This window comes from Proteus sp. G2300 (genome assembly GCF_009915965.1).
Taxonomy (GTDB): domain Bacteria; phylum Pseudomonadota; class Gammaproteobacteria; order Enterobacterales; family Enterobacteriaceae; genus Proteus; species Proteus vulgaris.
The window spans coordinates 76056-90403 of the sequence record NZ_JAABNK010000025.1; the positions used below are offsets into that span (position 1 = coordinate 76056).

General features: G+C 38.6%; 12 protein-coding genes. 5 read left to right on the forward strand and 7 right to left on the reverse strand.

What is annotated here, in order from left to right:
• Positions 1–165: 165 nt before the first annotated feature.
• The 3 genes from fldA to ybfF form a co-directional block, all read right to left on the reverse strand.
• The gene (gene fldA / locus GWI97_RS16430) at positions 166–693 is read right to left on the reverse strand and encodes a flavodoxin FldA (protein WP_036938486.1); all 528 of its coding nucleotides are present in this window, start codon (positions 691–693) and stop codon (positions 166–168) included.
• 272 nt (positions 694–965) lie between these two features.
• The gene (gene ybfE / locus GWI97_RS16435; protein WP_036939089.1) at positions 966–1274 is read right to left on the reverse strand and encodes a LexA regulated protein; all 309 of its coding nucleotides are present in this window, start codon (positions 1272–1274) and stop codon (positions 966–968) included.
• Positions 1275–1477: 203 nt separating this feature from the next.
• Complete coding sequence (gene ybfF / locus GWI97_RS16440) at positions 1478–2260, reverse strand: esterase (RefSeq protein WP_036938484.1); 783 nt, start codon at positions 2258–2260, stop codon at positions 1478–1480.
• A gap of 458 nt (positions 2261–2718) precedes the next feature.
• Here ybfF and seqA point away from each other — a divergent pair, with 458 nt between their 5' ends.
• The 5 genes from seqA (at position 2719) to GWI97_RS16465 (ending at position 7260) form a co-directional block, all read left to right on the forward strand.
• Positions 2719–3270 carry a replication initiation negative regulator SeqA gene (seqA, locus tag GWI97_RS16445; protein WP_036938481.1) on the forward strand — a complete coding sequence of 184 codons (552 nt, stop codon included), beginning with the start codon at positions 2719–2721 and terminating at the stop codon, positions 3268–3270.
• 74 nt (positions 3271–3344) lie between these two features.
• A complete protein-coding gene (pgm, locus tag GWI97_RS16450; RefSeq protein ID WP_036938478.1) occupies positions 3345–4985 on the forward strand; it encodes a phosphoglucomutase (alpha-D-glucose-1,6-bisphosphate-dependent) in 1641 nt (546 codons plus the stop codon).
• A 141-nt stretch (positions 4986–5126) separates the two neighbouring features.
• Positions 5127–5609: a DUF1456 family protein gene (locus GWI97_RS16455; RefSeq protein ID WP_036938475.1), complete on the forward strand. Its 483-nt coding sequence runs from the start codon at positions 5127–5129 to the stop codon at positions 5607–5609.
• 477 nt (positions 5610–6086) lie between these two features.
• Positions 6087–6293, forward strand: coding sequence for a YbfA family protein (locus GWI97_RS16460; RefSeq protein WP_036938471.1), 207 nt, complete (start codon positions 6087–6089; stop codon positions 6291–6293).
• 223 nt (positions 6294–6516) lie between these two features.
• Positions 6517–7260 carry a type 2 GTP cyclohydrolase I gene (locus tag GWI97_RS16465; RefSeq protein WP_036938467.1) on the forward strand — a complete coding sequence of 248 codons (744 nt, stop codon included), beginning with the start codon at positions 6517–6519 and terminating at the stop codon, positions 7258–7260.
• Positions 7261–7328: 68 nt separating this feature from the next.
• On the opposite strand, the gene GWI97_RS16470 is transcribed toward GWI97_RS16465, so the two are convergent.
• From GWI97_RS16470 to GWI97_RS16485, 4 genes are all read right to left on the reverse strand, one after another.
• On the reverse strand, positions 7329–9401 hold the full coding sequence (locus tag GWI97_RS16470; RefSeq protein ID WP_161681514.1) for an SWIM zinc finger family protein: 2073 nt from the start codon (positions 9399–9401) through the stop codon (positions 7329–7331).
• The gene (locus tag GWI97_RS16475) at positions 9398–10552 is read right to left on the reverse strand and encodes a VWA domain-containing protein (protein ID WP_036938461.1); all 1155 of its coding nucleotides are present in this window, start codon (positions 10550–10552) and stop codon (positions 9398–9400) included. Before GWI97_RS16475 ends, GWI97_RS16470 begins: the two co-directional genes overlap by 4 nt.
• Positions 10539–13121 (reverse strand): DUF5682 family protein, encoded by a 2583-nt coding sequence (locus GWI97_RS16480; RefSeq protein WP_161681515.1) that lies wholly within the window; start codon positions 13119–13121, stop codon positions 10539–10541. Before GWI97_RS16480 ends, GWI97_RS16475 begins: the two co-directional genes overlap by 14 nt.
• Positions 13122–13220: 99 nt before the next feature.
• The gene (locus GWI97_RS16485) at positions 13221–14330 is read right to left on the reverse strand and encodes an ATP-binding protein (protein WP_036938456.1); all 1110 of its coding nucleotides are present in this window, start codon (positions 14328–14330) and stop codon (positions 13221–13223) included.
• Between the last annotated feature and the right edge of the window lie 18 nt (positions 14331–14348).

Sequence of the window (14348 nt, forward strand, 5' to 3'; positions counted from 1 at the left end):
TGAATTTAATTTTTGTGCTCACTAATAGGGTTTATTCATTAACGCTCGGGTGAATAAATAACCTTATTGATTATAGGCATGATATTTAAAAATAAACACCCCTACCTATCACACTATCTTAGCACACCATTGAATAATTATCATTCTCAATATTGAGTATTTATTTTATCCCAGAATTTCGTCTAGGCTCATTTCTTCTTTAATTTGAGCAACCCAAGCGTCAACACGCTCTTCGGTTAGTTCTGGTTGGCGATCTTCATCAATTGCAAGGCCGATAAAGTGATTATCATCTGCAAGCCCCTTAGAGGCTTCAAAATGATAACCTTCAGTTGGCCAGTGACCCACAATGACTGCACCACGAGGCTCGATAATATCGCGGATTGTACCCATTGCATCACAGAAGTATTCAGCATAGTCTTCTTGGTCACCACAACCGAACAATGCAACTAACTTACCCTCAAAATTAATATCTTCTAATGTCGGGAAAAAGTCATCCCAATCGCATTGTGCTTCACCATAATACCAAGTAGGAATACCAAGTAACAGAATATCAAATGCTTCGATATCTTCCTGACTAGATTTTGCAATATCATGAACTTCGGCATTATCCGCGCCCAATCGTTCTTGAAGCATTTTGGCAATATTTTCCGTGTTGCCGGTATCACTGCCGAAGAATATACCTATGATTGCCATAAAGTGAGATAACCTCTTTTATTCTATATTCGTTATACATCAAGATGTTGCATTATTGGCTACATTTATTCTCACTAATCACATACTTTGTATACTACTAGTGATTCATTTAACGCTTGCCTAGCTATACCTCGAAATATTTAGATTATATTTGTCTGTGTTTGAACAATTACTAGTGAAAAATAAGCTTCATGTTTTCATGATAGAAAACTAAAAAATGTATTTTGACGAAAATAGCAGGGTAATTCTGTCGAATTTGTGTGGTTTAGTTGCTAGCTATTCTCATTTTGATGCATTTTTAAGGCGTAATTTTGTGCTAATTGCTCTAGTAATATTTCTTCAATAAGTTCGCTACGACTGACATTTCTTGCTGTCGCCAACTCATTAAGTGCATTCACAGCGTCTTCATTTAATTTCAACTCAACTCGACGTAAACCATTGACTCTGTCTCGTCTTAATTGATTGCGTTTATTAATTCTAAGCTGTTCATCCCGAGAAAGCGGGTTTGTTTTAGGTCGCCCAGGTCTGCGTTCATCTGCGAACAAATCCAGTGTGGTGCGATCAGTTTGTTCTTTTGCCATAAATTTTGCTGTGAAAGGGCGTATACCAATGACTAAATTGCGAAACGCCCAATAATACCCCACATAGTGGCGTCCTACCACTGCTTCCTGAGTTTAACCTATTGTCATTTGGTCTTTTTATCGACACATGGTGTGATTAAGTACAATAATTATACATTCAGGTAAGTTATTACTTTCTTAATGAGGTCATTTTAGGTAATTAATTAAACTTTGGATAAAAAACGACGAATAGCGTTAATAACCGTGTCAGGTTTTTCTGAATGTACCCAGTGCCCAGTATTGGCTACGACAAAAGCGCTAGCAAGCGGAAATTGATGTGCAATATCATGACGATATTCATCTAAGATGTAAGGTGATAAGCCACCACGAATAAATAACACAGGATAATGCCAAGCAGGAACGTTTTGCCAACCAATAATATCTGAATAGGCTTTTTTGATTGCAGGTAAATTAAATAACCATTCACCGTTTTTGAAGGATTTAAGTAAAAATTGAATAACCCCTTCTTCCTTAATAAAAGGGCGCATAATTTCTGCGGCATCTTGGCGTCGTGTGACTTTAGCTTCAGTGACGGCTTCTAGCGCTGCAAAAATCTTATCGTGGCGACGAACATTGTAAGCTACTGGCGACATATCAATGACTACAATGCGAGCAATTCGCTCAGGTGCTAATGCGGTCATTGCCATTGCAATTTTTCCACCCATGGAGTGGCCGATAATAATAGCTTTTGAGATCTGTAAACTATCAAGCAATGTAAGTACATCTTGTGCCATATCTTGATAATTCATACTTTCACTATGAGGTGAATGCCCATGATTACGTACATCAATCTGTATCACGGTGTTGTCTTGACGCAGATTACGTCCTATTGCGCCTAAGTTATTTAAGTCGCCAAAAAGACCATGGATCAAAACAATAGGTAAATCAGATGCAGGAACTGTTTCTGGTTGATGTAATTGATAATTTAATAATGTGTTGAGTTTCATGTAAATGACCAAAATAAGTGCGATTTTTTCTATGATGACATGCACTAGGTGCTAAGCCAACTTATCGTCATAATATACATCAGTAATTAAGAGTGGAAATAATTAACACAAGTAATTTATAAAAAACTATATAAATGTATTTTTATGGCTTTTTATTCCAAAGTAATATAAAAAGTTGAAATATTGACATTACTCAAAAATAAATACTTAGAATTTTATATCATTTAATGGTTGGTGTATGTGAGAAGGCGGTATTTGACACAGGGTTTGTTTGAATAAGTTCAAAGAATAGAAGATGATACCGAGATAAACAATAGGATAAATACCAAGCTTAGCCATTGAAATGGCTGGATCTTGTATAGATCTTCTTTAAGTTATTGAAATTTTACCTATTTTGTTTTTAAAGATTATATCTTATAATCCTAACTACTTTTTTTTGAAAACAGTACTGGGTAGCAATGAAAAAGATAGAAATTGATGACGAACTTTACCGCTATATTGCTAGCGAAACTAGACATATCGGTGAAAGCGCTTCAGATATTTTAAGGCGTCTACTGAAGCTTGATGCCAAACAGCCCGTACAGCCAGTCGTTGTCACTGAGTCAGTACAAGCACCTGTTATTAAACAGGACGCTGAACCTAAATCGATTACACCAGCAAAAAATCCGGTCCGTGAAATGCGAGAACTATTGTTATCTGACAGTTATGCTGAAAAAACAAAATCAGTTGATCGCTTTTTACAGATCCTTTCTACGTTATATAGCTTAGATAGCGCTACTTTTACTCAATCAGCTGAAACAGTACATGGACGAACACGCATCTATTTTGCTGGTGATGAACAAACATTACTCGATAGCGGACGTCATACAAAACCGCGCCATATTCCAGGTACGCCATTTTGGGTTATTACTAACTCGAATACAGAGCGTAAAAGAACAATGGTACAAAGCATCATGCAGGATATGCAATTTCCTGCGAATGAGATTGATAAGGTGTGTGGAACTATCTAACCACTATTGTTAATTGATGCATTGCAAAGGCTTTTGTTTAAAGCGTGATTGTGATGTCAAATAGGAGAAGATTTGTGGCAATTCATCCAAGAGCAGGGCAGCATACTCGTCAAAGTGATCTGATTAATGTGGCACAATTAACGTCGCAATATTATTCACTTAAACCACAAGCTAGCATTAATGCTCATCGTGTGAAGTTCGGTACATCTGGCCATCGCGGAAGTGCAAATCGCCATAGTTTCAATGAAGCCCATATTTTGGCAATTGCACAGGCTATTGCTGAAGTCCGTGCAAAAAATGGAGTAACAGGGCCATGTTATGTGGGTAAAGATACCCATGGACTATCAGAGCCTGCATTTATTTCTGTTTTAGAAGTACTTGCTGCCAATAAAGTGAAAGTGATTATTCAAGAAAATAATGGCTATACACCAACACCGGCAGTCTCTTTTTCTATTTTGACATACAACGACGCACATCAAGATATTGCTGATGGTATCGTGATCACTCCATCCCATAATCCACCAGAAGATGGTGGTATTAAATATAATCCATCAAATGGCGGACCGGCTGACACCGATTTAACTTCTGTTATTGAAAAACGTGCGAATGAACTGCTCGAAAATAACTTAATAGGGATCAAACGTCTTTCTTATGATGAAGCGCTGGCAAGTGGTTATATTGAAGCTCAAGACTTAATTATGCCTTATGTCAAAGCGTTAGGTGACGTTGTTGATATGGAAGCAATTAAGAAAGCAGGCCTAAAATTAGGTGTTGATCCATTAGGTGGTTCCGGTATCGAATATTGGAAGCGCATTGGTGAGTATTACGATCTTGATCTTGAATTGGTCAACGATCAAGTCGATCAAACATTCCGTTTTATGACACTCGATCATGATGGTGTTATTCGTATGGACTGTTCATCACCATGGGCAATGGAAGGTTTATTACAACTGCGTGATAAATTTGATTTAGCCTTTGCTAATGATCCTGATTATGACCGCCATGGTATTGTGACACCGTCTGGTTTAATGAATCCTAACCACTATTTAGCAGCTGCAATTAACTATCTTTTCCGTCATCGCCCACAATGGGTTAATGATGTAAAAGTAGGTAAAACTCTGGTTTCAAGTGCGATGATTGACCGAGTTGTGGCTGACTTAGGACGCGAGCTGGTTGAAGTTCCTGTTGGTTTTAAATGGTTTGTACAAGGTTTATTTAGCGGTGAATTTGGCTTTGGTGGTGAAGAAAGCGCAGGTGCTTCTTTCTTGCGTTTTAACGGTAAACCATGGTCAACTGATAAAGACGGTATCATCTTATGTTTGTTAGCTGCTGAAATGAAAGCAGTGACAGGCAAAGATCCACAAGAGCATTACAATGAACTAGCACAGCGTTTTGGCTCCCCAAGCTATAACCGTATTCAAGCATCAGCAACCCATGAACAAAAAGCACTGTTGTCACGTTTATCGCCAGAAATGGTAACTGCAAGCACGTTAGCGGGCGACCCAATTACTGCTCGTTTAACACATGCTTCAGGTAATGGTGCTTCTATTGGTGGTTTAAAAGTGATGACAGATTACGGCTGGTTTGCAGCTCGTCCATCAGGCACAGAGGAAGCGTATAAAATTTACTGCGAAAGCTTCCGTGGCCCTGAGCATCGTGAGTTAATTGAAAAAGAAGCCATTGAAATAGTAAATAATGTCTTTGCTAACAAATAAGTTAGTGTAATAAGCTATTTATATAGAATACACTCTACCAAAAGGTAGAGTGTATTTTTTTAATCATTACATATTTTTAGATCACAGCATTGATATCCATCATTGAGGTTGATTTAGAATTAAAAATAGAGTGGATAATCAATGCAAAATAATTTTGTTTTACGCAGTGTACGTTACATGTTGGATCTAAGTGATGCACATGTTGTTGAAATCATGAAACTAGCTGATTACACCGTCACGAAAGAATTAGTCAATAGTTGGCTGAAAAAAGACGATGAACCTGAATTTGTCGAGTGTGACGATAATGCGATGGGACATTTTTTAAATGGCTTAATTTTTTATCGTCGTGGAAAAGATGAAAACTTCCCAGCACCTGAAGTTGAAAAGCGTATAACTAATAATATTATCTTAAAAAAATTACGTGTCGCTTTTGAGCTAAAAGATGTGGATATTCTAAAGATTTATGAGCTTGCGGATTTCCGTGTTTCTAAGCCAGAGTTAAGTGCTGTATTTCGTAAACCAGGACATAAAAACTACCGTAATTGTGGCGATCAACTTGTAAGATACTTCCTGAAAGGATTAACCGAAACCCTGCGTGGTAAAGGTAAAGCAGTGAAGAAATAAGTTCAGGGTACTTTAAGTTATAAAATTATCTATTTACTGATGACACCCCAAAAATTGGTTTTCAATATTGGGGTGTTTTTTTATGGTATTATCTTGATTTCCCTGCATAAATATTTCATTAATCACTGCTAAATATATTATTCAGTCGTAGATAATTTAGCAGTAGCTCTATGTTATTAATACTACAGTCCGCATTCTTGAATATCCAACCTCTCTTTCTTTATTTGATTTTTTTCTTTTTTGATAATTTATTCTCAAAATTATTTACTACAACTTTTATCAAGTAAAAATACCGATCTCATTTTGTTAATAGTTGTGTAATTTATGTTTCAACTTTGTTTCCATAATGAAATTTAATTACATATCAAGAAAAATAAAGGTGATTTTTCGCACGAATTGAGTGGTCTGATCAGTAGTAAAATTTCATCAAATGAGGTAAAATTTCAACATCAATTAATTGCTATGCAGGAGAACACTATGCCAGCTTATAACGAATATACAAAAACACATGTATTGGCCCGTCGTACTGGTGCTATTGCGCTAGGTGTTGTGGCATTTCCTGTTATGATTTTCCATCCTAAACGTGCACAATTTTATAGCTATATACACCGTGTATGGTCTAAAACAAGTGATAAACCTGTTTGGTTGGCAAAATCAGAAGTGGCGTTAAATAGCCACAAATAACAGAACATCAAGGTAACGCCTAGTAAGTAGGCGTTATTTTTATCACTTCTTTAAAGCATTTTTCCAATGCAATCTGCTTGTTTTTCCTCACTTTCAAATAACCTTCAAGTTTTACGTTACAATAAAGAATAATGATTTATTTAAACGGATACCTTTAACCTATTGCTATTTATTCGATTGTTATATAAATAGTGGCATTCGTGATAACAGGGAAAAGAATGAGATGAAAAATACCGCTCTAGAATTAATCATCAATGAAAAGCTCAGTATTGAGAATTTCCAGGACTACGCACCTAATGGCCTTCAAGTAGAAGGGCGTCCACATATTCAAAAAATAGTTACGGGTGTGACTGCCAGCCAAGCATTACTTGATGAAGCAGTCGCATTAAATGCGGATGCAATTTTAGTTCATCATGGTTATTTTTGGAAAAATGAGCCTGTTGTCATTCGCTCAATGAAACGCAATCGTTTGAAGACATTACTTTGTCATGACATTAATCTTTTTGGTTATCACTTACCGTTAGATGCGCACCCAATTTTAGGTAACAATGCTCAATTGGCATTAAAAATGGGCGTTAAAGTTGAAGGTGAAATATTACCTTTAGTGCCGAAAGGTGTGTTTGATTTGCCTTTAGCGCCTCTTGAATTAAAAGCACGTTTAGAAAAAGCATTGCAACGTAATGTATTGCATTGTGGTGATAATGCACCTGAAGCGATCCGCAGTATTGCTTGGTGTACTGGAGGGGGACAAGGCTTTATTCAAGATGCAGCAGATGCTGGAGTGGATGCTTTTGTGACGGGGGAGGTCTCAGAACAGACTATTCATATTGCAAGAGAAATGGGCGTTCATTTTTTTGCTGCAGGACACCATGCAACGGAGCGTTATGGTATTAAAGCATTAGGTGAATGGCTAGCTCAAACACATAACTTGGATGTAACGTTTATTGATATTGATAATCCAGCATAAGCCCACTTATTCCTATCTTAAAAGCTACCTCTCTTTAATTAGAGAGGTAGCTTTTTCGCTAATACCAATTACTCGTTAAGTTGAATAGGTAACGGACTTTGCAATTGTTGCAGATTATCGCATAGCCAAATTAACTGTAATAATGCCCGTGGATCACGGGAAGTTAATGCCAAATAATAAGCTAATTGCTCAGCAATTAATGTCATTCCTAAATCATCTGCGGTGTGTTTGCTTATTTCTAATTGCTCTTTTTGCATTTCAGAGAGTAATTCCCGTCCAGTACAGGCTTGAGCTTCTAATACGGACAAAATAGGACGACAGAATTTTTGTGTTAACGTCGGTTCACTGTGATGCATTACTGTTTGTTGCTTACGTTTAGCCATATATTCTTGGATACGGCTAATAAAGCCTGATTGTTTTTTCTTACGTGGAAATTGGTCAAAATCGAGATAAAACAGTTCGATGCCTCTCTCTGTTCTGATCCAAATAGTCGTTGGCAACAAGTCTATATTGAGATCACGTCGAACGGGTTGCACAGTGACTGCGACAATTTCTAACTCTTTTTTGGTAAGAAAGCGCAATTCTTCTAGATTATTTTGTGTTGTTCCTTCCCAATAAAGGCGCAAGAAAGCTGAATTTTTATGATTATCTGATACTTCCCAAATCACACATTGCTCTACTTCATACCAAATTAACGGTTTGTAGTGTTTGATATGCAGAACCAGAGGGGAAAGAAATCCTTCTGTTTGATGGGCAAAATAATCGGGTAAATCTTGCCAGTTATTGATGCCTAGCTCAGTTTGCAAATTGTTGTAGTCCGTAATATCAAGAAAATCCGCGTGATTTTGAGCAAAGCTCTCGCCAATAGTGGCTAGTTTTCCTTCATCAGAAATACGGGGTTCTTGTAATAAAAAAGGACGACGCATTAATTTATCCGCAGTTTGTTTCCATAATGACAAACTGTTCCAAACACCATAACGATTAAATAAGGTATCAAGCTGATTAGGACGTGCTTGTGTCGCTTGTAATAGCTGTTTTTCTTCGCTATCCCAAAAGGTAAAGGTTGCACCTAATGCGCCACTTTGTGCTGTCCACCAATTTGCCCCAACCGGAATAAGAGAAAGGCTAGTTTTTTTATTATCATATTGACGGCGAAGTTGCCCTCGTAACGTTTTTAACTGCTCTGGTGTCGCATGAGATAATTGGAATAGATAGGCAGAAACATGGGCTAATAAACGCAAGACATGGCTTTCATCCATGGTGAAATGTCTTTCTGCCAACAGTTTGACTTGAGTGCTTAATGTTCGTAAATAAGACGCTAAACGAGGTAAACCTTCCGCTCGAGCGGACATATTTAATAAGTGTAACTGTGTGGCACTGCTTAAGCTGATATGTGATAGCCCTTGGCGTAATAAATCATCAATAAATTGTTCAATGGTATTAATTAGAGCTATTTCTTCATCATTCAGGGGATGTTTAGAAGATTGCACCGTAATTAAATCTTCAGGCCACGTCCAAGGTTTCGTGTGTTGCTCAAATAATTTAGCCACGATAGCGAGATGAAAGGCTTTTTTCTGTGAGTCAGAAAAAGGCGATAACATGCCATCATATCCGCCACCTTGTAAGAAAATAACAGGCTCATCAACATCAGGAAGTTGGATTTTTAATTGAGTCCCTGTGTCTTCTAGGCTGAATGTTGAGTTTTCCCACTGTCCGATTAATTTAATCGCTGTTCGACAGGCAGGTTTACCCGCTTTTTTGATTAATGCTTCTGGATCAAGAGCAAATAATGTGGGTAACAGAGGAACGATTGCAACAGGCTCAGTAATGGCTTCTGATGATATTTCACTACTATTATCATTATTTGAATTATCAGTATTATTATTAGCTTGGAGCCATAAAATAGCAGCTAAAATATGTTTACAGCAACCTGATGCAGAACAATCGCAACTGGCTTGTTGAATACCCGCTTCGTGTAAAACAACATTTTGCCCATCACTACTGAACTGCCCTGTATTGCTATCAGTGAGAGATACTTTTTCGTTATCAAGGTCTTTTTTGGCGCGTCTTAATAATCCTGCATTTGCAAAAACTGTGAGCGCATCTTCATCGTAATGAAAGTAAACTGTTTGCCAACTCATTGCATTACCTCAGCTAGCCATTGCGCGAAATGTTCTGGTGTTAAGGCGGCAACTTGCATACCTCTGTCTGCGAGTTTTTGTGCAATCGCAGAGTCATAAACAGGTTGAGCTTCATCATCAAGTGCCGCGAGACCTAATAATTTAACTTGTTGGCTATTAAGACGTTGTGTGCAATCTAATAAGCGGTTTAATGAGCCACCTTCTTCAAAGTCACTGATAAGAGAAATAACGGTGCGTTTGGGATTTTTGACTAAACTTTCACAGTATTGAATTGCACCTGCGATATCAGTACCGCCTCCCAATTGTACCGTCATTAAAACTTCAACGGGATCGTCTGCCAAATGCGATAAATCGACAACTTGAGTATCAAAAACGACTAAAGAGACATTAACGGCAGGTAATGAGGCTAAAATACTGGCACAAACAGCTGCATACATAATGGAGCTAGACATTGACGCGCTTTGGTCAACGCAGAGAATAACATCCCATGGAAAATGCTGTTGCATCCGTGAGTTAAAGTAAGGTGTTTCAATCACTAAACGGCGGTTTTGAGTATCGTAATGTTTTAAGTTTGCAGCAATGGTCGCACGCCAATCAAAGTTGCGACTATTAGGCACTAAAGAGCGTCTAAAACGATTACGGCGACCTGTTAATGATTGGCGAAAGTTATTGCGAATTTGACGTAAAATATCTTCAACTACTTTGCGAATAATGGTTTTAACGGCATCTCGCGTTTCTTCACTCATGCGCCCACGTAAGCTTAATAATGTTTTGGCTAACGCTTTCGTGGGCTCCATTGCTTTTAACGTATTGGGATCTTTAAGAAAACTACTGATTTGATAACGTTCAATAGCTTGTGATTGCATACGTTCAAAGGTGCTATTAGGGAATAGCTTACGTGCTTGATTGAGCCAGTTTACCGCGGTAAGTTGTGATGCATCGAGTGAACCATGGCGTCCTCGCTCTTGGCGCAAGCCTCGCCGCTGGTATTCTCGGCGATAAAGAAAATCGAGCGTACGTTCAACTTTAAGATCTTCGGCATTAAATGTGGCTTGCCCAAGAGCGTCATCAGCATATTGGCCCAAAATCAGGCGCCAGCGTTTTGCTTGTCGTATTTTATCTTCAGGCATATCGTCATTATGCTGACTCATGGGCATTGTCTCCGTTCTCTGCTTTCTTAGTATCAAACCAAGAAATGATGCCTTGTTCCATTATACGTTGTTGTAGTTTTTGATTAAGCTTAGTCGCTTCAATCATTTGTTTAGCACTAAATTCTGACTGCCATAATGATAATGCTTGCGTATCTAAACCAATATCGCTGGCGATATATTGTGCAAGCTCTGTGTTTTGCTTGGGATTAAGTTGGCTAAATGCAAAACGCAGATCAGGCAAGATCTGAATAAAACGCTCTTCATCCCATTGCTGTAACAAGGTATTTAAGTGATCAACCAATAAAGGTAAGCGGATCACAAGCTCTGGTGCTGTTCGCATAATTCCCACAAAATAACCAATGGCTTGTTCAGGAGAACTTCCCGTACTAAAAGTGGCATTCAATGCGCTTGTCAGTGTGGTTTCGTCAATATATGAGCCTAAATAACGTAATGCATCAACAGCACCTTTTAATAAAGGAACAGTATCTAGTTGTCCATCAAGGCGATTGAGTTGCTGATAAAGGTCGCTTTTATAATCATGTTGATTATTGAGAGATGGCATAAATTCAATTAATTCACGTAAAGAGAGTAGGGCTTGTAAATTACTTTCTTGTTGTTGCTCATCACTTTGAGCGAGTTGTTCTAAACAAAAGAATGCTTGAGGGATAACTTGATGCAGGCGATTTTCAAGCGTCAGCTCATCGGTAATATCAAGGTATTGGCGACCTCGCCATAAATGAATTAATTTGTGGCCACATTGGGTTAATGACCCAAGGCGAAAATCTTGTTGGATATAGTTATCTAACAACTTAAATAATGATGGAATACGCTGGTGGAGCCCAATTAATGCTGCTTGTGTTAATAAAGTGACAGCACTTTGGCTTGAACGACTTTGGCCTTGTTCTTCAAGCTGTTTTTCCATAGATAACAACTTAGTTAAGGCGATGGCTTCAAGTTGAGAGCCTTTCTCTGATAATGAAATCAATTCACCTTCGACATTGGGTGTCCAAGCGTATTGCCACTCTTCAAACAACAAATCCAATTGATGGCCAGAAAGAAAGTCAGGGCCATTGATTCGATGTGCAAAGTGAATTTCTAAGAAAGCCAATAAATGTAAAAAACGACTTCTTAAGCGATGTTGAGGGTTGCGGTAAACATCACATTTCGTGGTTTTTACTAATGTATCATCAAGTTTAAAACGAAAACTTTTGGCACGTTCATAGGTTTCATTTACCAACGGTGGTGTTGCCGTACCTAATGGAATTTTGCCTAATAGATAGCCTGAAAAACAGGTTTTAATTTCTGTCCATAACTCGCTTTGGCTATCATCTAAACTGCCCTTAATAAAGGCACTTTGTAAACCATCAAGCAAATCATAGCGACCCATACCAGCGTGATCTCTAAGTAAAGCAAGGCGTAAACTTTGCTCGGCAGCCAGTTTTACGGCTAAATAGCTAGGTGGATTATCAAATTGTTTTTCTCTAATAGATTGAGCCACTGAGCTTAAAAATGCGATCCCCATTTTATTGCGATAAATTTGGGTTGGCTGTTTAGCAAGACCATTATTTTCTAATTTATCATGATGTTGTTGCATTAAACTTTGCCAAACTTGTTGATAAAAAGCTGGAGATGGCATACCAGAAGCATAGCCATTAAGTGCATCTAATCTGTCAAAACTGTAGCGAATAAGCCAAGCTTGTTCTTTTTCGGCCATTCTTTGCATTTTAGTGAATTGCTTTTGCTCTGTGCTAGAAATAGCGAAAGATTGAGATTGTGAATTGGTTAGACCTTCAATTAATGCAAGGGTATGAAATCCGCCTGTTACAATTAAAATCTTGGCATTGGGCTCTTGTTGTTTGATGGTTTGAATATGAGTGAGCATATGTGCTTCACGTTGCGAAGAACCTTCTGATCCAAGTACTTCTGGCTCATAATCAAGACGCGCAAGTGCACACCAAATAAAGGTATCATTAAAGAGGGATTGCCAATCAGCTAAAGCTTCAATGTTGCGTAGCTCAAAAAGATGCTCCCAAACATCATCATGGTCACGGCAATGACATTTTTTGGCTAATTGTGCAATAAACTGACTATGGGCTAAATAACGTTCTTTTTGTAAGCTACGACTTTGTGAATCACTATACTCTTCGTTATTAACTTGAGCCGCCCATGGCAAATCGATAAAGCGTGTTTTTGCATTGATGCGTAAACCACCTCGCAATGCTTGCCATTCAGGTGAATATTCACAAAATGGGAAATAAGCAGAATGCAGTGATTTTTCTCGCTCTTCTTGGTTACCATCATTATGCAAATATTCTGCTTGCCCCATAATAGCCACTGGAGGCAGGGTATCTTTATCAGTCAGACTTGGAATAAGAGAATTAAAGGTATCAGGGCCTTCAATTAATATATAGTCAGGCTTTACCGAATCAATTAGTGATAAAACAGCATAAGCACAAGCAGGGCTGTGATGGCGTACAGGGGCAAAATAGAGATGTTGTTGCTGTAACGACGTCCATTTCAGTCGTGCTTGGTCAATTCTTTCTGGCAAAGGTATTGAAGGTAGCGTCACCGTGTCGATCCCTTTTCTGGGTGAAAAGGCAGAGTCAGTGAACTCTGCCTTTAATTGATAAATAACGTATTTTATTGTGTAGCAATGAGTTTCAGCGTGTTATTGCCAAAACTCTTTTGATGCATCAAAGAACGCTTTCCACTCTTTGCTGTTTCTTGCGCGTTCTCTAGCGACATTGTCCATGTAATAACGAATACGTTTAATATCATCAGCATTGTCTTTTAATACAACACCGATTAATTGGCGCGCAATCGCACCTGCATTCATTACGCCATCACCTAAATAATGTGCTTCTAAGGCACAAGCATAAGCAATGTTCACCGCTTCTGCGGTTGACATAACCGCATCAGGGGTTTTGATATTACCGCCATCTTGTGTATTACCTGAACGTAGTTCTTGGAATGTGGTTACCAGTAATTCCACTACATCAACAGGTATCGTCACTTCATTAGCTAAAGAGCCTAATTCATTTTCTAGCTGTGATTGAATTAAGCTGATTTCAAATGCTGGATCACGAATGGGTTTTACCGTTTCGAAATTAAAACGACGTTTTAATGCGGCAGACATCTCGTGGACACCACGATCACGTAAGTTTGCTGTACCGATAAGGTTAAATCCAGGTTTTGCACTAATACGCGCACCATCCCCCATTTCGGGGATCATTAACTGTTTTTCTGACATCAAAGAAACCAGTACGTCCTGAATTTCAGGAGGACAACGGGTTATCTCTTCAAAGCGAACAATTTTACCTTGTAACATACCTTGATAAAGCGGCGATCCCACTAAAGCGCGCTCTGTTGGGCCTTCTGCTAATAACAACGCATAGTTCCATGAGTACTTGATGTGATCTTCTGTAGTGCCCGCAGTGCCTTGAATAGTTAGCCCTGAATCACCACTGATGGCAGCGGCAAAAAGCTCTGAGAGCATCGATTTTGCTGTACCTGGCTCACCAACTAGCATTAAACCTTGCTTGCCTAATAATGTGACAATTGCGCGATCAACCAAGGCATCGTCGCCGAAAAACTTAGGTGTGACGCCTAATGCATCATCACCTAAAATAAATTGTCGTACAGCACGAGGAGAGCGAAGCCATCCTTGTGGTTTAGGATTATTAACATCTGCTTTTGTTAAGCGCGCTAACTCTTGAGCAAATCGAACCTCAGCACTTTCCCTGATTGCTTGTTGATCTGCGGGTGCTTTTTTAGCCATATTCTTTCCTAGTTATCC